At 49.3% G+C, this 23,241-nt stretch carries 1 protein-coding gene; it reads right to left on the bottom strand.

What is annotated here, in order from left to right; translation table 11 throughout:
• Window positions 1–4: 4 nt before the first annotated feature.
• Entirely contained in the window at window positions 5–23,239 is a 23,235-nt protein-coding gene (gene lgrB / locus FO446_RS14875; RefSeq protein WP_269137336.1) for a linear gramicidin non-ribosomal peptide synthetase LgrB, read from the bottom strand.
• Between the last annotated feature and the right edge of the window lie 2 nt (window positions 23,240–23,241).

Raw genomic sequence — 23,241 nt, 5'->3', positions numbered from 1 at the left:
TGGATTAATTCCCCTTTCTTTTCTTCAGCTTGGAGAGAACCTTGTTTAACGCCGTCTGACTCAAGTCCGCATCCTCGAAGTCTTCGACTCTATAACTTTGTTTCTCCGCCTGTATCAGTGAACGCAGGATTTCTGTGAAATGACGAGCGAAAGTCTCGACACTCTCTTCGCTATGCAATGTCTCGCCGTAGAGGAAGCTGAGGTTCAGCTTGCCTCCTGTGACTGCCCCCACCACATCAATCAGATGAGCCCTTCTGTTGTCCGGACTGATGTTGGAGCCTCTTTCTCCTTCCGCAAATCCAAACAGGGAATCTCCTTCACCCGCCTGATTGAATTGTCCCAGATAGTTGAAACTGATCGGTGGTTGTGGAATAGTCGCCAGCTTTTCGGACACCTCGCTATCTTTTGTCAGGTAGCGCAGGATGCCGTATCCAAGACCTTTGTTCGGAATTTGTTGAAGCTTTTCTTTGACTCTTTCCAGCGCATTTTCCTGAGACATGTTCTGATTCAGTCGAATCAAGAGTGGATACATGGACGTAAACCAGCCGACCGTACGGGAGAGATCGACCTCCGAGAACAATTCTTCACGACCGTGGCCTTCTAGGTTGACTAACAGGGCTTGTTCTCCCGTCCATTTGGCGTGTGCCAATGCTAACGCGGTCAATAGAACATCATTGATTTGCACGCGGTAACGGGACGGTACTTTTTGTAGCAGGGTTTCTGTCTCTTCCTCCTCCATTGCAATTGTTATCGTCCGGCAGTTCCCTTCTGTGTTCGACTCACTGTTATGGATTGGCGATGTAAAGGACACCATCTCTTCTGCTGCAGCTATCCAGTACTCCTTTTCAGCGATAATACGTTCAGAAGCTGCGTACTCATTCATTTTTACTGCCCATGCCTTGTAGGAGGTTGTTTTTGCTGGCAATTGAATCTCTGTTCCCTCCGCAGCCTGTCTATATGCCGTTTGCAAGTCTTCGATCAAAACACGCCACGAAACGCCGTCTACCGCCAAATGGTGGATGACTATCAGCAAACGGCCCGGTCGATCATACCCGAGATCGAAATAGACGATCTTCATGAGCGGTCCGTTTTCCAAATCTAGGCTCGCTTGTGCTTGGTGTGAAAGCTTTTCGATTCTTCTCATGTGCTGAGCCGGCGAGATCATGCTCAGATCCTCCACGATGAGCATGGGTTCCGATTGGACTTCAGCGTGAGTCTGCTTCCACTGTCCATCAGTGTAGGTATAACGAAGGCGGAGCGCGTCGTGGTGAGCAAGCAGGTGGGAAATGGCTTGCTCCAGATGCTCTTCGTCCAATTGTTCGTTCACTTGCAGGAGCATCGATTGGTTCCAGTGATGTGGCGTTGGTTGCTCTTGCTCGAAGAACCATTTTTGGATCGGCAATAATGGAGCTTCACCTGTTACCATTCCTTGCTCTGCTTCCATTTTCGTGCTTTGGCCTGCAACCTTTGCCAACTCTGCAATCGTTTGATGATCGAAAAGGTTTTTCGGAGTTAGATGGATGCCAGCTTTGTTTGCACGCGCGACGATTTGAATGCTGAGGATGGAGTCGCCCCCAAGCTCAAAAAAGTTATCGTGAATGCCGATGCGATCCATTCGCAGAACGCCGCACCAGATTTCCGCCAGTTTTTGTTCGATAACGTTGGTAGCCTCTGTAAACGAATCAACATCTTGGCTGCGATCATAGACAGGCATTGGAAGTGCTTTTCTGTCTACTTTCCCGTTTGGCGTAAGCGGCATTTCATCCAGCATGACGAAAGCAGATGGCACCATATAATCCGGAACATGTGCTTTGAAGTGTTGGCGCAGCTCGGCTGTGTCAACCTCCTGCTCGGCTTGCTTGACCGCATAAGCGACGAGCTGTTTCTTGCCCGGTTCATCTTCGCGGACAATGACGACGGATGCGGCAAGAGCAGGATGCTTGGCTAAAACTGCCTCTACTTCACTTAGCTCGATGCGGAATCCGCGGATTTTTACCTGATTGTCGATTCGTCCGATGAATTCGATAACACCATCTAGCAGGTAACGAACCAAGTCACCCGTCCGATAAAGTCGTGCCTGCAGATCAGTTGAGAACGGGTTTGGTACAAAGCGCTCTTCTGTCAAGTCAGGACGGTTCAGGTATCCTTGGGCCAGACCATCTCCGCCGATGTACAGTTCACCTGTTACGCCAATCGGGACGGGCTGCATTTGGCTATCCAATACGTACACAGTCGTATTTTTGATAGGACGGCCAATCGGGAAAGAACTGATCGTCTCTGGCAGCTCCGTGACTGGGTAGCAGCAGGTGAATGTCGTGTTTTCCGTTGGGCCGTACCCGTTGATAATCGTGATCCCTTCGATTTCCAACGCTTTTCTTACGTGAGGAACCGAGACGACATCTCCACCGACGAGCAGTTGTCGAACTCCCTTCAAGTACTCTTTGTGATAATCCACCATCAGGGTGAACAGACCCGCCGTCAGCCAAAGCGTCGTAACCTTGTGCGTCTGAATGGCTTGCCCCAGTTCTTCCAGGGAAGGCAGATCCGGTGGCATCAGCACCAGCTTTGCCCCATTCAGCAAGCTGCCCCAAATCTCAAAGGTCGCCGCATCGAATGATACTGTCGATGCTTGCAGGAAAACGTCCTGGTCTGTGATCGTCACATAATCGGTTTCTTTGACGAGACGGACAATGCCTCGATGGATGACAAGCGTTCCTTTTGGCAATCCGGTAGAGCCAGAGGTGTAAATCACGTAAGCGAGACTTTCCGCTGTGGTGTCAATGTCAGGTGCCTGTTCACTTTCTTCGGCAATCATCACCCAGTCGCGATCCAGACAAATCACGGTATGCTCACTGGATGGGAGTGACGGTAGAAGTTGCTCCTGCGTAAGTAAAACGGTGACTCGAGCATCGTCCATCATGTATGCCAGACGTTCCTTCGGATAATCCGAATCGAGCGGTACGTAAGCTCCACCAGCTTTGAGAATCCCGAGCACCCCGATCAGCATTTCGAGCGAACGCTTTACGCAAATACCAACGAGTGAACCTGGGCGAACGCCTTGTTTTTGCAGGTAGTTGGCCACTTGGTTGGCTCGCGTCTCTAACTGGGAGTAGGTGAGACTCTGGCCTCCCGCTACCACTGCTATTCGATTCGGGTAGCGAATCGCGGTCTGCTGGAACAATTGATCGACGCGTTGATCCCGTGGGTAAGCCGTCGTGGTGTCGTTCCATTCCACTAGCAGTTGCTTCCGTTCTGCCTGAGGCAAAAACGGCAATTGGGTAATGGTTTGCTCCGGCATCTGAACGATGGCTTCGAGTAAGTGATGGAAGTGCTGTGACATCCGCACAATCGTCGTTTCATCAAACAGCGCTGTATTGTACTCAAATGTTGCGATCAATCCGTTTTGCTTTTCTGCCATCGTCAACGTCAGGTCATATTTGGCGGTGACAAGGTGCTTGTCCATATCCAATTCCGATACGCGAATGTCAGCCTTTTCATCTAAATCTAGCTGGAAGTTCTGAAGGACAAACATCACTTGGAACAGCGGCGAGTAGCTGAGACTACGCTCTAGCGCCAGTTCATCGACCAATTTTTCAAACGGAAGATCCTGATGGGCATAGGCTCCTAGCGCGGTCTCCTTCACTCTTGCCAGCAAATCACGGAATGTCGGGTCCCCTGACATATCCGTACGAAGCACCAATGTATTAATGAAGAATCCAATCAATTGTTCCGTCTCTTGTCTATTGCGTCCTGCGACTGGGCTTCCGACGAGGATGTCTTCCTGTCCACTGTAGCGGTAGAGCAAAGTTTGGAAGGCAGCCAGCAAGGTCATGAACAACGTCGATCCTTCTTCACGGCTAAGTGCTTGTAATTTGTCGAGAAGTTCACCTGCGAGCGTCGTTGAGTAAATCGCTCCCTCGTACGTTTGTACAGCAGGACGTGAACGGTCAGTCGGCAAAGTGAGAAGCGGTTCAGCACCACTTAATTTTTCACTCCAGTAAGAAAGCTGTTCGTCTAATACCGAACCTTGGAGCCAGTCACGTTGCCAAGCCGCGTAGTCAGCATACTGCACAGGCAAATCAACTAAATCTGGTATGGCGTTTTGGCTAATCGCTTCGTAGGAAGTGAACCATTCGCGAATGAATACTCCCATCGACCAACCGTCAGAGATGATGTGATGCATGTTCAAAAGGAAGACCGTTTCTTGCTCGCTTATGCGAATCAAGGTGGTACGGAACAACGGACCTTCGCTCAGGTTGAATGGCGTAGCTGCCTCGATTCCCGCCAAACGCTGTGTTTCTGCTTCGCGCTCGTCCGCTGATAGCTCCCGCAAGTCGATGACACGAACCGACTGCTCTTGGTAAGGGTGAATCATTTGCACGGCTTGCCCATCTACGTGGTCAAAGGTTGTCCGCAAGCTTTCGTGGCGCTGGATCAGGACCTGCAAGCTCTTGTTCCAAGCCTCGATATCCAGATCCCCGTGCAATCGCATCGCGGACGGGATGTTGTACAAGGCACTGTTTGGCATCAGACGATCCAGGAACCACAGGCGTTGTTGCGCAAAAGACAATGGCAGATGACCTTCCCGTGAAACAGGTTCGATCGAAGCTCCTGATGTTTCTTGCAAAAAGCTTCCGAGTGCTTCGGATAGTTCTGCAACGGTTGGGTTTTCGAAAAGAGTCCTGATCGGTACTTCTCCTGCAAAGATGTCACGAAGACGGGAAATGACCCGTGTCGCTAAGAGAGAATGTCCGCCAAGCTCGAAGAAGTTATCATGGACTCCAACTTTTTCGATGCCGAGCACTTGCGACCAGATTGTGGCGACCAGTTCCTCCGTTTGGTTGCGTGGCGCTACATACGCTTGGGTGGAAGCCATTTGCCCCCACTCCGGCTCTGGCAGCTGCTTCCGGTCAATCTTGCCGTTCGGTGTGAGCGGCATAGTGTCCAGCCAGACAAAAACAGATGGAACCATAAACTCCGGCAATTTTGCTTTTGCCCAGACCGCTAAGTCAGTGCTCTCTTCCCAAGTTTCCTCTTTTGTCGTCACGTACGCCGCCAGACGTTTGTCACCCAGTCTGTCTTCTCTCGCCATCACCACGGCTTCCTTGACAGCCGGATGGGTGCGGAGGACAGCCTCCAACTCTCCCAGCTCGATTCGATAACCGCGAATCTTCACCTGATGGTCAATCCGTCCCAAATACTCGATTTGTCCATTGGGGAGATAGCGGACCAAGTCCCCAGTGCCATACATCCGCGCATTTGGGTCAGTGTGGAATGGATTGGACAAGAATCGTTCTGCTGTCAGCTCTGGGCGGTTCAGATACCCGCGCGCCAAGCCTTCCCCGCCAAGATACAGTTCCCCAGGTAAGCCCAACGGTACAGGTTGCAAGTTGGCATCGAGAATATACGCTTGTGTGTTGGACAAAGGACGACCGATTGTCGGTTCTGACGTCGCACCTTTGGTGACCTGTACATACGTGGAGTAGGTCGTATCCTCAGACGGACCATAGAGATTAAAGACTTTTTCGACATGCCCCAGTGCGTATAAACTTTGCGCCAATGTATTTGGCAGTGGCTCTCCAGCCAGGTTGACCACTCGTACCGTTGACGGGATCGCGTTCATCCGCACCAGTTCTTTGGCGGCAGATGGAACGGTATTGATTAATGTCACTTCGTTGACTGCTGGCAGACTCGGCAAATGCAAGGCGTTGTCCGCCAAGATGACTTTTCTGCCGTAGGCTAAGGTCACGAATATTTCATAGACAGACAGATCGAAGCAGATAGAAGTCGAGGCGAGCACCCCACTCATTTCTTCAGCCGAAAAGACGGTTTTCGCCCAGGCGATGAAGGCAATGACACTGCTGTGCTGAATCGCTACCCCTTTGGGCAGACCAGTCGAGCCCGAGGTGTAAATGACATACGAAAGGTTCGTTGGCTCTACCAGATTAGGCAAGTTCTCTTCGCTTTGCTCTGCGATAGCCTCCCAGTCTCGATCCAAGCAGATCACTTTTGCTGTACGCTCAGGCAGCATGGATAGCAGACTTCCTTGGGTCAACACGATCGCCGCATGCGAATCTTCCAGCGTATAGCCGATTCTCTCTTGTGGATACGCAGGATCAATCGGGACATATGCGCCACCAGCTTTGAGAATGCCCATCATCGCTACGATCATCTCAGTCGTACGTTCCATGAGAACAGCAACCAGGACCTCTGGACCGATCCCTTGAGAACGCAGATAGTGCGCCAACTGGTTTGCTCGTCGGTTCAGCTCCGCGTACGTCAGTCTTTCTTCTCCGACAATTAGAGCTTCCGCATCCGGTGTTGCGACTACTTGTGCTTCAAATAGCTGGTGCATCACCGCGTCACGAGCATATTCCGTTTCCGTTGCGTTCCATTCTACTAACAGCTTGTGGCGTTCTTCGTCTGTGATGAAGGAAAGTGTACGCAACGGCTGTTCCGCTTGAGCGGTTAGGGCATGTAGAACCTGAGACATCTGTTCCAATACTTTCACAACTGATTCCGTATCAAAACGTCCTTGCTCATAGATCAATTTGAGAGCAAGTTCATCGCCAGGAGCCACTACCAAAGTCAATGGGTAATTGGTTTGCTCCACTGCTTGGACTTCACTCAGCGACACTCCGGAATCTGACCCCTCACTTGTGCTATTCAAGTAGTTTTCAAAAACGAGAATACTATCAAACAACGATTGTCCATGTGGAACCTCACTCCAGCCTTGGACGTCTACAAGTGGTGTGTTCTCGTACTGGCGTATGTCTAATTGTGTCTTTTGCAGTTTTTGTAACCATTCTTGTATTGTTTGGCTTGGGTCAAACATGACGCGGACAGGTAGTGTATTAATAAAGAGTCCTACCATGTTTTCCACTCCTGGCAGCTCTGCTGGACGACCAGAAACTGTCGTTCCAAAGACAACATCATCTGATCCGCTGTAACCGCTCAGGATCAGTGCCCATGCCCCTTGCACCAGCGTATTTAGCGTCAACTGCTGCTGGCGGGCAAAAGCTTGCAGGTGGGCCGTTACTTCTTTGGACAAGTAAACGGTACGATCTCTGTAGGCTTTAGGCTGTATGGCATGACTGCCTGCTTTTCCCATAGCAAGTGGCGTTGATTCGTAGAAGCCTTTTAACTGCTCCCGCCAATAGCGCTCCGCAACTTGCTTATCTTGCTTATGGAGCCATGCGATATAGCGACTGAATGGTTGGACTGCTTCTAATTTTTCTTCTGCGCCTTTATCGATCGCTTGATAACTTGCCTGCCAATCTTGCAAGACAATTGGCATACTCCAGCCATCTAGCAAGATATGATGGAAGCTCCATAAGAAGCGGTACGTATTATCGTCTGTGGAAAACAATGTCCAACGCATTAATGGCGCCTGATTAAGCTGGAAGTTTCGCACCCGGTCTTTTTCCATGTAGGATTGGATTTCAGCTTCCTGCTTATCGACATCCACATGACGTAGGTCGATTATTTCCACGCTTGCTTTTACTTGTTTTCGGACGATTTGATGCGGTTGTTCCAAGCCTTCCCAGATAAAGGAGGTACGAAGAATCGCATGACGGTCGACTGTTCTCTGCCATGCTTGCTCGAATGCTTCCAAGCGAATATCTCGCACTGTCATGAGGAACTGTACAACATAATCGCCGCCCTCTTGTTCATACAGGGAGTGGAACAGCATCCCCTCTTGTAGTGGGGTCAGCGAGTATACACTTTCGAGCTGACGATCCGAAGCGATATATTTGTCGATAGACTGCTGATTTAGATTAGCCAATGGGAAGTCTGACGGTGTGTAGCCGATTTCTTCTGCTGATTGCGTGTAAGACATAATCTCCCGCAATGCTTCCATGTAATCATCAGCAATCGCCGCAATCGTCTGTTCGTCATGGATGTTTTCGTTGTACAACCAAGTGACGTGTAGCTGATCTCCTGTCACCGCACTAATGACATCGAGCAAGTTCTCTCGAATCGAATCAGGGGCAAGATTGGCTCCACTGCATTCAGACGCTATGCCAAACGTAGAGGAAACGGCCACCGTCTGATCAAATTGCCCGAGGTAGTTGAAGCTGATTTGCGGTTTCGGTTGAGCGTTCAGCTGATGTTGTAGTTCAAGATCATCACTTAGATATCGCAAAATTCCGTAGCCCACACCCTTATTGGGAATCCGGCGGAGCTGTTCCTTGACCGTCTTCAGCGTATACCCCCAAGGTTTTTCTTGCTCGATAGAAATCTGTATCGGGTACATACTTGTGAACCAGCCAACCGTATGGGATAAATCTGCTCCCTCGATAATCTCCTCGCGTCCATGCCCTTCCAGAGTGACGACCATCGTCTCTTTTCCTGTCCAGCGATTCAGCGCTTTTGCCAAGGAAGCAAGCAATACGTCATTCATTTGCAGACGGTAGGAAGGAAGCGTCTCGTGAAGCAAGTTGCGCGTCTCTTCGGCGGTCAGAGTAAGTGTAATCTGTTTCGTGGATGCCTCCGTGTTTTGCGCTGGCTCATACGTACGGTCGACAGGAAGTGGTTCCACTTCATACGCTTGGTTTGCCCAAAAAGCTTTCTCCTTTTCAAGCAAATCAGAGTTGGCATAAGTGTGTAACTGTTCAGCCCATGCCTTAAACGAGGTCGTTTTTGAAGGGAATTGCACCTCCTGACCATTTACCGCTTGTTCATAGGCCAACTGCAAGTCTTCCAGCAAAATGCGCCAGGATACCCCATCGACTACCAAGTGATGAACAACGAGCAGCAGTCGTCCCGCGCGTCCTTTTCCAAGGTGGAAGTACACAGCTCGTAACAAGGGGCCTTCCGTGATGTTCAGACTTGCTTGCTTCTCGCCTGCAATTTCTTCCAATCTCGTGAATTGTTCCTCTGGTGAGATGCCAGACAAATCAACCAAATGGAAAGGTATAGGTTCGCCCAAGCCCTCGATGTGCTGTGACCATATACCGTCGTTGTTGGTATAACGCATGCGCAAAGCATCGTGGTGTGCAAGCAACTCGGTAATGGCACGCTCCATGGCGCTTGTATCAACCGGTTCCTCGACTGTCAACAAGAAGGATTGGTTCCAGTGATGGATAGACGGTTGATTTGCGGCAAAGAACCACTTCTGGATTGGCGTAAGCAACACATTGCCAGTCACGAGGCCTTGTTCCGCCAGTTGAATAGCACTTTCCCCGTTTCCAGTTGTGGAAACAAGAGCTGCCAGTTCAGCGATTGTTTGGTTTTCAAAGATCTGTTTAGGTGTAAGACGAATCCCTGCTTGGTTAGCCCGAGAGACGATTTGGATACTCAGGATCGAGTCTCCTCCGAGTTCGAAGAAGTTGGAGTTGATACTGATTTCGTCGATTCTGAGAACGTCTTGCCAAATCTCAGACAATTTGTGCTCGATCAAGGTATGTGGTGCAACGTAGTGCTCATTACTTGTGTACGCATAGTTAGGTTTTGGCAGGGCCCGACGGTCTACTTTCCCGTTTGGCGTAAGCGGCATTTCATCCAGCATGACGAAAGCAGATGGCACCATATAATCCGGAACATGTGCTTTGAAGTGCTGGCGCAGCTCGGCTGTGTCAACCTCCTGCTCGGCTTGCTTGACCGCATAAGCGACGAGCTGTTTTTTGCCCAGTTCATCTTCGCGGACAATGACGACGGATGCGGCAAGAGCAGGATGTTTGGCTAAAACTGCCTCTACTTCACTCAGCTCGATGCGGAATCCGCGGATTTTTACCTGATTGTCGATTCGTCCGATGAATTCGATAACACCATCTGGCAGGTAACGAACCAAGTCACCCGTCCGATAAAGTCGTGCCTGCAGATCAGTTGAGAACGGGTTTGGTACAAAGCGTTCTTCGGTCAAGTCAGGACGGTTCAGGTATCCTTGGGCCAGACCATCTCCGCCGATGTACAGTTCACCTGTTACGCCAATCGGGACGGGCTGCATTTGGCTATCCAATACGTACACAGTCGTATTTTTGATAGGACGGCCAATCGGGAAAGAACTGATCGTCTCTGGCAGCTCCGTGACTGGGTAGCAGCAGGTGAATGTCGTGTTTTCCGTTGGGCCGTACCCGTTGATAATCGTGATCCCTTCGATTTCCAACGCTTTTCTTACGTGAGGAACCGAAACGACATCTCCACCGACGAGCAGTTGTCGAACTCCCTTCAAGTACTCTTTGTGATAATCCACCATCAGGGTGAACAGACCCGCCGTCAGCCAAAGCGTCGTAACCTTGTGCGTCTGAATGACTTGCCCCAGTTCTTCCAGGGAAGGCAGATCCGGTGGCATCAGCACCAGCTTTGCCCCATTCAGCAAGCTGCCCCAAATCTCAAAGGTCGCCGCATCGAACGATACCGTGGACGCTTGCAGGAAAACGTCCTGCTCAGTAATCGTCACATAGTCGGTTTCTTTGACGAGACGGACAATGCCTCGATGGATGACAAGCGTTCCTTTTGGCAAGCCGGTAGAGCCAGAGGTGTAAATCACGTAAGCGAGACTTTCCGCTGTGGTGTCAATGTCAGGTGCCCGTTCACTTTCTTCGGCTATCATCGCCCAGTCGCGATCCAGACAAAGCACGGTATGCTCACTGGATGGGAGTGACGATAGAAGCTGCTCCTGCGTGAGCAAAACGGTGACTCGAGCGTCGTCCATCATGTATGCCAGACGTTCTTTTGGATAATCTGAATCCAACGGTACGTAAGCCCCACCAGCTTTGAGAATCCCGAGCACCCCGATCAGCATTTCGAGCGAACGCTTCACACAAATACCGACGAGTGAACCTGGGCGAACGCCTTGTTTTTGCAGGTAGTTGGCCACTTGGTTGGCTCGTGTCTCCAATTGGGTGTAGGTGAGACTCTGGTCTCCCGTTACCACCGCAATACGATCCGGGTAACGCATCGCGATCTGCTGGAACAATTGATCGACGCGTTGATCCCGTGGGTAAGCAGTCGTGGTGTCGTTCCATTCCACCAGCAATTGCTCCCGTTCTGCCTGAGGCAACAGCGGCAATTGGGTAATGGCCTGCTCCGGCATCTGAACGATGGCTTCAAGTAAGTGATGGAAGTGCTGTGACATCCGCACAATCGTCGTCTCATCAAACAGCGCTGTATTGTACTCAAATGTTGCGATCAAGCCGTTTGGTCTTTCAGCCATCGTCAACGTCAGGTCATATTTGGCAGTGACAAGGTGTTTGTCCATATTGAATTCCGATACGCGAATGCCAGCCTTTTCGGCTAGGTCAAGCTGGAAGTTTTGGAGGACAAACATCACTTGGAACAGCGGCGAGTAGCTGAGACTACGCTCTAGCGCCAGTTCATCGACCAATTTTTCAAACGGAAGATCCTGATGGGCATAGGCTTCTAGCGCCGTCTCCTTCACTCTTGCCAGCAAATCACGGAATGTCGGGTCCCCTGTCATATCCGTACGGAGCACCAATGTATTAATGAAGAAACCGATGAGTGACTCGATCTCCTCCCGATTTCGTCCTGCAACCGGACTTCCGACAAGGATGTCTTCCTGCCCACTGTAGCGATAGAGCAAAGTTTGGAAGCCAGCCAGCAAGGTCATGAACAGTGTCGATCCTTCTTCACGGCTGAGTATACTCAATTTTGCTAACAGCTCAGCTGGAAGCGTAAAGGTATACATCGCGCCATCATAGCTTTGAACGGATGGACGCGGACGATCTGTCGGCAAAACCAATAGTGGTTCGGCATCTACTAGCTTTTCTTTCCAGTACGCTAGCTGATGCGTAAGTACATCTTCTTCCATCCACTTCCGTTGCCATACAGCATAATCGGCGTACTGTAGTGTCAGATCGGCTAATGCAGGTTCTTTGCCGTGAACAAACGCTTCGTACAGTGCTCTCATTTCTTTGATGAAAATACCGATAGACCAGCCATCGAAAATAATATGGTGCATGTTAAATAAGAAAACGGCTTCTTGCTCGCTTATGCGAATCAAGGTGGTACGGAACAACGGACCTTCGCTCAGGTTAAATGGCGTAGCTGCCTCGATTCCCGCCAGTCGCTGTGTTTCTGCTTCGCGCTCGTCCGCTGGAAGCTCCCGCAAATCGACTACATGCAGCGGCTGTTCTTGGTAAGGGTGAATGATTTGAACGGCTTGCCCATCCACGTGGTCAAAGGTTGTCCGCAAGCTTTCGTGGCGCTGGATCATTACCTGCAAGCTCTTGTTCCACGCCTCCATATTCAAATCTCCGTGCAATCGCATCGCGGACGGGATATTGTACAAGGCACTGTCTGGCATCAGACGATCCAGGAACCATAGACGCTGCTGCGCAAAGGACAATGGCAGATGACCTTCCCGTGAAACAGGTTCGATCGAAGCTCCTGTTGTTTCTTGCAAAAAGCTTCCGAGTGCTTCGGATAGTTCTGCAACGGTTGGGTTTTCGAAAAGAGTACGAATAGGTACTTCTCCTGCAAACATGTCACGAAGACGGGAAATGACCCGTGTCGCTAAGAGAGAATGCCCGCCGAGCTCGAAGAAGTTATCGTAAATCCCGACTTTTTCGATGCCGAGCACTTGCGACCAGATTGTGGCGACCAGCTCCTCCGTTTGGTTGCGTGGCGCTACATACGCTTGGGTGGAAGCCATTTGCCCCCACTCCGGCTCTGGCAGCTGCTTGCGGTCAATCTTGCCGTTCGGTGTGAGCGGCATAGCGTCCAGCCAGACAAAAACAGATGGAACCATAAACTCCGGCAATTTTGCTTTTGCCCAGACCGCTAAGTCAGTGGCCTCTTCGCTGCTTTCCTCTTTTGTCGTCACATACGCCGCCAGACGCTTGTCACCCAGCTTGTCTTCTCTTGCCATCACCACGGCTTCCTTGACAGCCGGATGGGTGCGAAGGACAGCCTCCAACTCTCCCAACTCGATTCGATAGCCGCGAATCTTCACCTGATGGTCAATCCGTCCCAAATACTCGATTTGTCCATTGGGGAGATAACGGACCAAGTCACCGGTGCCATACATCCGCGCATGCGGGTCAGTGTGGAATGGATTGGACAAGAATCGTTCTGCTGTCAGCTCTGGGCGGTTCAGATACCCGCGCGCCAATCCTTCCCCGCCAAGATACAGTTCCCCAGGTAAGCCGAGTGGTACAGGTTGCAGGTTGGCATCGAGAATATACGCTTGTGTGTTGGACAAAGGACGACCGATTGTCGGTTCTGACGTCGCGCCTTTGGTGACCTGTACATACGTGGAGTAAGTAGTATCTTCAGACGGACCATAAAGATTGAAGACTTTTTCCACATGCCCCAGCGCGTACAGACTTTGCGCCAATGTGTTTGGCAGTGGCTCTCCAGCCAGGTTGACCACTCGTACCGTGGACGGGATCGCGTTCATCCGCACCAGTTCTTTGGCGGCAGATGGAACGGTATTGATTAATGTCACTTCGTTGCCTGCTGGCAGACTCGGCAAATGCAAAGCGTTGTCCGCCAAGATGACTTTTCCGCCGTAGGCTAAGGTCACGAATATTTCATAGACAGACAGATCGAAGCAGATAGAAGTCGAAGCAAGCACCCCACTCATTTCTTCAGCCGAAAAGACGGTTTTCGCCCAGGCGATGAAGGCAATGACACTGCTGTGCTGAATCGCTACCCCTTTGGGCAGACCAGTCGAGCCCGAGGTGTAAATGACATACGAAAGGTTCGTTGGTACCACTAAATTCGGCAAGTTCTCTTCGCTTTGCTCTGCGATAGCTTCCCAGTCTCGATCCAAGCAGATCACTTTTGCTGTACGCTCAGGCAGCATGGATAGCAGACTTCCTTGGGTCAACACGATCGCCGCATGCGAATCTTCCAGTGTATAGCCGATTCTCTCTTGGGGATACGCGGGATCAATCGGGACATATGCGCCACCAGCTTTGAGAATGCCCATCATCGCTACGATCATCTCGGTCGTACGTTCCATGAGAACAGCAACCAGGACCTCTGGACCGATCCCTTGAGAACGAAGATAGTGAGCCAACTGATTTGCTCGTCGGTTCAGCTCCGCGTACGTCAGTCTTTGTTCTCCGACGATTAAAGCTTCCGCATCCGGTGTCGCGACTACTTGTGCCTCAAATAGCTGGTGCATCACCGTATCACGCGCATACTCCGTTTCCGTTGCGTTCCATTCCACTAACAGCTTGTGGCGTTCCTCGTCTGTGATGAATGAAATGGCAGAGAGATGTTCCGTAGACCGAGCCATCATTGACTCTAATACTTTGATCAACTGAGCCAATACCTTATCCATGGTGATCTGCTCGAATCGATTTGTCTCATAAATCAGTTTGAGCATTAGCTCTTCGCCAGGCGCCGCCACCAATGTCAATGGATAGTTCGTCTGCTCAACTGCTTTGATTGTGTTTAGTGACATGTCTGTATTCGCATTTGTATTTGCACCAGACATGTAGTTCTCGAAAACGAGTATGCTGTCAAACAACGCCTGTCCGAGCGGCACTTCGCTCCAGCTTTGGATGTCAACGAGCGGTGTGAACTCGTACTGACGTATCTCACTCTGTTCCTGTTGGATGTTCTGCAGCCAGTCGACCACCGTCATTTGTTCTGAGAAAAGCACGCGAACAGGCAGGGTGTTGATAAACAGACCCACCATGGAGTCCACTCCACGCAAATCTGCAGGACGTCCCAGATTGGTTGTCCCAAATACTACTTCCGACTCACTTGCGTAACGGCTTAAAATCAACGCCCACGCACCTTGGACCAGCGTATTCATCGTCAGTTGATGCCTACGGGCAAAAGCTTGCAGACTCGCAGTTGTTTCCTTCGATAAAAGTATCATTTGATCGGCGTATTCTTTTTGTTGCACAGCTCTTCCACCCGGTTTCCCCATGCTAAGAGGAGTTGGTGTACGGAAGCCACGCAGATGTTTTCGCCAATACTGCTCTGATGCCTCAAGACTCTGCTGCTTTAACCAGGCAATATAAGTGGAAAACGGAGGAGCGATAGGCAGTTCTGCTTTGGTACCATCAACAGATGCCTGATAATAGGCCAACCAATCGTTAAGTACGATCGGTGTACTCCAACCATCCAACAACATATGGTGAAAGCTCCAAACGAGCTGACTGGTTTTCGAATCTAGTCGAATCAACGACCAACGCATCAACGGCGGATGAGCGAGATCAAAGCCTAGCTTGCGATCTTGTTCGAGATAGGTTTGTAAGTGAGCTTCTTGCTTTTCTTTTGGTAAGTGACTCCAGTCCAGTTGTTCGACATGTGCTTTTACTTTTGTATGAACAACCTGATGCGGTTTCTCTAATCCGCTCCATAAGAAGGAGGTTCGGAGGATGGCATGTCGCTCGACCACTTTTTGCCATGCTTCTGAAAACTTCGCCACATTCAAGTGATCCAAATTCACGACCAGTTGAACGACATAGTCTCCGCCTGCTTGCTCATAAAGAGAGTGGAACAGCATCCCTTCTTGTAATGGTGTGAGTGTGTAAATGTTCTCGATCAGACGATTGTTCCCGATGAACTTGTCGAGGCTTTTTTGATCCAACTCCGCCAATGGGAAGTCGGAAGGTGTATAGCCACCTGCCTCTTCAGCGTGACAATGGGCAATGATCGCTTGCAATGATTGCACATAGTCACGAGCAAGCTCTTCAATCGTTCGTTGTTCGTACATATCGCCGCTGTACGTCCATGTCATTTCTAACTGATCTCCTGCCACCATACTCTGGAAATCGAGTTTATGGAGTCGGGCTTCGTCCTTGCTGAGATTGGATGCTGACCAGTTCGGAATGATCTGGAACAAGGAAGCATCAGTCGTTTGATCCTGGTCGAATTGTCCTAAGTAATTGAAGCTAATCTCAGGTTGCGGATAAGCTTGCAGGGTATTTAACGTTTGTTCGTCTTTCCTTAAATAACGATGAATGCCGTAGCCAATCCCTTTGTCAGGAATCGAGCGCAATTGTTCTTTGACTGATTTTATCAGGGAACCCCAAGGTGTCTTTGGCTCCATTTCCAGCAAGACCGGGTACATGCTTGTGAACCAACCTACTGTTCGGGAAATGTCTACGCCATCGACGATTTCTTCTCGCCCGTGTCCTTCAACTGAAACATAAAGTGTCTTTTGCCCGGTCCAGTTGTTATAGGCTCGGACCAAAGCACTGAGTAGCACATCGTTAATCTGAGTACGGTAAGCGGCTGGTACCTCCTGCAACAAGGCACGTGTCTCGTCCACGCCCAGTTTTACCTTTACTTGTACGGCCAGACTTTCTGTGTTCTTTCCATTCGGATGGTCAACAGGCACGTTGAGTACATGACTTGTATCCAGATTCGCCCAGTATTTGTCGACTACGCTTTGCTCTGCGTACTGTGTCAACTGTTCCGCCCATCGCTTGAAAGAAGTCGTCTTTTGAGGCAAATGCAGCTGTTGCGACCCTGTCAATTGTTGATAGGCCGTTTGCAAGTCTTCCAGAATAATTCGCCAGGAAACACCATCGACAGCGAGATGATGAATCGCAATGAACAGACGCTGTTTGTCCCCGCATTGGAAGTATGCAGCACGAAGCAATGGTCCTTTTTCGATATCCAGACTTTCTTGTAGCTCGTCTGCAATGGCTTGCATTTGTTCCTCTTTGTCCGTCTCAAGTACCGCCGTCGTCAAATCTACGATCTGAAAGACGTCCTCATCCGAAACGACATCATGATATTGCTCCCATTTTCCGTTGACGTTCCGAAAACGCAGGCGCAAGGCATCATGGTGCGCGAGAATCGCCGCAAAAGCTTTTGCCAACAAACTCGCATCCATTTCTTCACGAACAGCAAGCATGACTGATTGATTCCAGTGATTGACATGGCAAATGTCCTGCTCAAAGAACCATGTCTGAATGGGTGTCAGAGGCAATTCGCCTGTCACAATCCCCTGCTCCCTATGCACTTGTGGTGCATCCTCAAGAACATCTACACTTGCGGCCAATTCTGCCAATGTTTGAGAGTCAAACAAGTGCTTTGGTGTAAATCGGATACCCGCCTGGTTGGCACGTGCCACGATCTGAATGGTTAGAATCGAGTCACCGCCCAGTTCGAAAAAGTTATCGTGAATCCCGATTGACTCTACACCTAGAACTCCTTGCCAGATTTCGGCCAGCTTGTGCTCAATTTCCGTTTGAGGGGCAACAAAGCCGTCTTCCCATTGAGTTCGCACAGTATCAGGTAACGGCAAAGCGCGGCGATCTACTTTTCCGTTTGGAGTGAGAGGAAGGGCATCCATCAGTATAATGACAGAAGGCACCATGTAATCTGGAAGTCTATCTTTCAAAGACTGACGCAATTCAATCGTCTGTACCTCTTCTCCCTCATGAAGCACAGCATAAGCCACCAGTCGTTTCACACCGGGCGTCAAATCCTCCCTGACGATCACCACTGCTTCCGAGACAGCTGCATGTGCATACAAAGCCGACTCTATTTCCCCTAGCTCAACCCTGAATCCGCGAATGCTCACTTGATCATCAGCGCGCCCAATAAATTCCAAATTGCCATCTGCCAAATAGCGAACCAAGTCGCCTGTGCGGTACATCCGTGCCCCTTCATCTGTAGAGAATGGGTTGGGTACAAAACTGGCTTCCGTCAAGTCAGGACGATTCAGATAGCCACGTGCCAAACTTTTCCCCGCGATGTAAAGTTCCCCGACAACTCCTACAGGCACAGGTTTTCTGCTTGCGTCGAGCACATAGACAGAAACGTTGTCAATGGGACGTCCAATGGAAGGAGCCGCTTCTCGTTCTCCGTGCACGGGCACGATGCCGGCAGTAGCAACGACGGTATTTTCTGTTGGGCCATATTGGTTTACCAACGTAAACGGTACATTCGCAGACGGGTACTGGTGCAAAGTATCACCACCCGTCAACATGTAGCGCAATGCTGATTCGGCTGGCCAATTCAGCGTAAGCAGGCTCTCTGCCAAAGGTGTTGGTAAAAAGCTTATCGTAATGCCAGATTCGACTATCCAATCACGCAGTTTTTCCGGTACGAGACGAATCTCTTCCTGTGGGAGGCAAATCGTAGCACCCGCTGTCAAATACGGCCAAATCTCCCACACCGAAGCATCAAATGCTGTACCAGCTATTTGTGATGCACGGTCTGCAGTATTTACGTTGTACGCTCGCTGATGCCAATTGACTAGATTCAAGAGTGATCCGTGCTCGATCTCTACTCCCTTTGGCGTTCCTGTAGAACCTGACGTATAGATAACATAGGCGAGCTGTTCTGCTTTGGTCGTAACCGCTGGCGCAACCGAACTCATCTGAGCCATTAGATGCCAATCTCGATCCAAGCAAAGGAACGTTGCAGCGCCTTCTGGTAATGCATCTACCAACCGCTCTTGAGTTAAGACCATAGACATCTGTGCGTTCTTGATCATAAAAGCGAGTCGTTCTTGGGGGTATGCAGGGTCCATCGGCACATAAGCGGCACCTGCTTTGAGAATCGCGAGTTGACCGATCAACATCTCGATGGAACGCTCCACGCAAATTCCCACCAAGTCTTCCGAGCCAATCCCTTGTTTTTGCAAGAATTGAGCGAGTTGATTGGCCTTCGCATCCAGGTCTGCGTAGGTGATTGCACCTTGGTCACCTGAAACCGCAATCTGATCAGGCAACGTTTGTGCGATCTGGGCAACAAGTTCTTGCACGCAAAGATCGCGGGAATAATCAACCTCAGTATCATTCCAACCGCCGAGTAGCTGATCTCGCTCCCCATCGCCTAACAGTTCAACTTCCGTTATTTTCTGCGCTGGATTGGCCGCAACAGCTTGCAAAAGATTGCAGAAATGCTCTGCCATGCGCTCAATTGTCGTACGATCAAATAGATCTGTACTGTATTCAAACACACCCTTCAGTCCGTGATCCTCGTCTTCAATCATGGTGAGAGTCAGATCAAATTTGGTCGTCTTGTTGAGATTGACTTCATTAGGGGTAATGGATATCGTTTCGCCTTTACGTACACCCGTTGACATTCCCTGTACGGAGAAAAGTACCTGGAATAGCGGCGAGTAGCTGAGACTGCGCTCAATTTGTAATTCATCCACCAATTTTTCAAAAGGAATATCCTGGTTGGCAAAAGCATCAAATGCCGTCTCACGAACACGTCGCAACAGTTCAACGAATGTAGGGTCGTTCGACAGGTCCGTACGAAGAACCAGCATGTTGACAAAGAATCCGATCAGGTTTTCGATTTCCTGACGATTACGTCCCGCAACAGGTGTTCCGATCAGAATATCTGTGGTATGCGTATAACGGTACATGAAGTGCTTAAATGCCGCTAAGAGCGTCATGAACAGAGTCGCGCCTTCTTGTCGTCCAAGCTCGCGTAGCTTTTGCCCTACTTCCCTCGGCACGTAGAAAGAATAATTGTCACCGCGATAGCTTTGCACGACTGTCCGTGGACGATCGGTTGGAAGTGGCAAAAGTGGTTCACTCTGGCCCAGCTTCTTTTTCCAATAACTGAGCTGCTGCTCCCATACATTGTCTTGCCATTTCTCTCGTTGCCAAACTGCGTAATCCCGATATTGAATGGGTAAATCGGCAAGCGGTACTTCTGCTTCTTTAACGAATGCCTCATAGATTGTGCTTAACTCGTTTACGAATACATCCATGGACCAACCGTCTGAGATGATGTGATGCATATTTATCCAGATTACGGACTCTTGTTCCTCCAGTCGGATCAACGCTGCCCGCATCAATGGCCATTGATCCAGCTGAAATGGCGTCGCGCCATCTTCTTCCACCATACTCATCCAGATCGTGTCTTTTTCCGCTGCTGGCATCTCGCGCAGATCAGTGACAGGAAGTGACAAATGTACATGTGGATGAATCACTTGAACCGCTCGTCCTTCTATGTCCTTAATCGTTGTTCGAAGGGATTCATGCCGTTTGATGATTTCATTCAAAGCACGTTCCATTACATCCGTATCAACCGCTCCACGCAGATGGAATCCGACCGGAATGTTGTACATGGCGCTATTCGGGATCAGTCGATCAAGGAACCATAGACGTTGTTGGGCGTAAGACAGTGGCAGCTCTTGGGAACTGTCCAAGGAAAACGGTTGTATCGGGCTTTGCTTTATCGGCTCAGTACCTTGACGAGTGAGTCGAATACGTTCAGCCAATTCTGCTACCGTCTGATAGGTAAAAATCTCACGCATCTGAAGCTGGGTCTGAAATACTTTGGATGTACGGGACAGCAATTGTGTCGCTAAAAGCGAATGCCCTCCCAATTCGAAAAAGTTATCGTGGATTCCGACCTGTGATACACCGAGAACCTCCTCCCAAATCCGGGCGAGCAATTCCTCAATCGGATTACGCGGCGCACTGTACGCGTTGCCTGTTTGCACATTGCCCTCTGGGAGCGGCAAAGCTTTGCGATCAATTTTGCCACTCGAGGTCAGAGGGAACTCTTCCATTTGAATGAAATGCGACGGAACCATGTAATCTGGCAGGGTTTGCCGAAGCAATGTACGTAATGAGGCAACAGTCCACATCTGGTCGGCGATAATATAGGCGCATAGATACGCTTGTTGGTTATGATCTGTTTGTGCCACTACCACTGCATCGCGAATCGATTCTTCTTCGATCAACCGGCTTCGAATTTCGTTTAACTCAATCCGGAACCCGCGAATTTTCACTTGATGGTCAATGCGTCCGAGGTATTCAATGTTTCCATCCTTGCGATAACGAGCCAGGTCGCCCGTACGGTACATGCGTTTGCCTGCTTCAAACGGGTGGGGAACAAACTTTTCGTTCGTTAACTCTTCATTGTTTAGATAACCCCTCGCCAATCCAGCTCCGGCAATGCATAATTCACCAGGAACCCCGATTGGCTGTAACTGCCCATGTTGATTGACGATATGCATTTGGTAGTTGGCCAAAGGCTTTCCAATAGGCACAGGATTTTCTATCAAGTCTGCCGTGAGTGAGAAGCAGGAAGCATAAATGGTAGCTTCTGTCGGACCATAGATGTTCTCCACTTTCACTTCTGGCAATACTTTATATACTCTTGGCGCAAGATCATTCGGCATTGCTTCCCCGGCAGCCATGATGTACCGTAGTCGGTTTGCCTCTTTTCGCCCCTCGAGATACTCGATAAAAAGAATGAGCATAGATGGAACAAAATTGACGTGAGTTACGTCATAATTAACGATGGATTCCCAAATTTTGTCAGGTTCTTTTTCTGCGCCAGGTTCGAGAATCACCAGTCTGCCGTTACCGAGAATCCAACCGAAGATTTCTGCGACGGATACGTCGAAGGTGTAGGTTGTTTTTAACAAATACGCATCTTTTTCTTGAAGCGGATATTGCTCTTGCAGTGCGAAGATTTGGTTCAATAGACTCGCATGCTCGATCATGACGCCTTTCGGTTTGCCTGTCGAACCCGATGTGTAAATGACGTATGCAAGATTACTCGTTTGGGCTACATTTGCAAGATTACCCGGTGCTCCCTGATAAAGCTCATCCGCCTCCAGATCAAAGATCCGATCAGCAAAATCAATTGTTTCTAAAAAGCGTTTTTTGGTAAGAAGCAGCACGCTGCCGCTGTCTTGTAAAATGTATTCGATGCGTTCTTTCGGGTGAGCCGGGTCGATTGGTAAATATGCGCCGCCTGCTTTAAAAATCGCAAGAATGGCAATGATCATTTCCGCTGAGCGTTCTGTGAGCAAGCTGACAATACTTTCTGGCCCGACCCCTTTTGCACGTAAAAATGTAGCGAGTTGATTTGCCTTTTCGTTTAGCTCACGATACGTAAGCTTTTGCTCTCCCATGACTAGGGCAATGAGGTGTGGTTGTTTCTCTGCACGCTCTTCAAAAATCTGGTGAATCAAATAATCAACAGGATAATTGCGATATGTATCATTAAAAATATGGAGCTGAAGGTGCTTCTCTTCGGAATTGACCACTTCTAGATTTTTCAAAAGGATATCCGGTGTTTTTGTCACTTGCGTCATGATAGTAGTGAGTTGCTGATTGAGGTGTTGGAGCTGATCTTCCGTAAATACGGATGCATTGTAAAGATACGTAACAGTGAGGGTATCGTCTGAGGTGACCATTATGTTTAGGTCGTAGTTGGTTTGTTCAAAGGCATGCAGATTTGTAAGAGTGAATTCTTGGTTATATTGGTTCAGACGGGCCAAAAGCTCTGCGCCCATCGGATAGTTTTGAAACAGAATGATATGATCGATCAATTGTTGATTTTTTTGAATGTCGGCGAGGGAAAGATAATGATATTTTTCCAGCGAACTCGACTCTTCTTGTACTTGTTTCACCAGATCAGAAAACGTTTGATTGTCACTCATCTGAACACGGACAGGTACGGTATTGATGAAAAGTCCAACCATCTGGTCTACGTTCGGGATATCGATTGGACGGCCAGAGACAACCGATCCGAATACAACGTCATCAATATTGCTTTGGCGCTGCAACATGAGGCCCCAGATTGTACGAAAGAGATTGTTTACCGTTACTTGCAATTTTCTAGCGATATGATTCAAGTCGCTCGTCAGCGACTGACCAATGGAAAAGACCAGCTCTGCTTGCTTGTATTTGATTCCGGTACCCTGCTTTTGAATAAATGTGCTCGGCTCATAGCCACTTAAATACCGTGACCAATTGACTTTTGCTTCTTCTGCATCCTGTTCCCCTAACCAGCTAATGTACTGGCTGTACGGATAAACTTGGCCGAGATTGACTGGTCGTTCTTCTTTTACTTGTTGATAGATTTGGAAAAAGTCATGTAACACAATCGGAATGCACCAGCCATCTAGCAAAATGTGATGGTGACTCCAGATCAGTGTATATGCGTCAGAAGAGGTTTGGACAAGAGTGAGACGAATGAGCACATCTTTTGCCAAATCAAAGTTTTTCTGACGTTCTCTTTTCGCAAAGTCCTCCAAAAAGACAGCTTGCTCGTCTTCAGAGAGGTGTGTGATATCTATCACCTGAACGTTTGTCTTTCTTTCCTTAAGGACAATTTGTCGCGGCTTTTGAACCTTCTCAAGGATAAAGACAGTTCGGAGAATATCGTGTCGCTCGATCAGCGCGTTTAAGCTTTGTTCGAGAATAGCTGGATCGATGAATCCTCTAATGGTAAAGCGCAATTGTTCGAAATAGGACTCTGTTCCTTCGTCCAGGAGGGAATGAAATAACATTCCCTCTTGCATGGGAGATAACGGATATATATTGGCGATCTTTTTACTTGACACGTCTACTCTCCTCCTGAGCTCCATTT

The organism is Brevibacillus brevis, assembly GCF_022026395.1.
GTDB lineage: Bacteria > Bacillota > Bacilli > Brevibacillales > Brevibacillaceae > Brevibacillus.
The sequence above is the reverse complement of the archived record's forward strand: the minus strand, read 5'-3'. Positions and strand labels throughout refer to the sequence as shown.

Excerpts from the sequence above, each read along its gene's own strand:
- lgrB (WP_269137336.1), bottom strand. The coding sequence starts at position 23,239 with ATGGAGCTCAGGAGGAGAGTAGACGTGTCAAGTAAAAAGATCGCCAAT.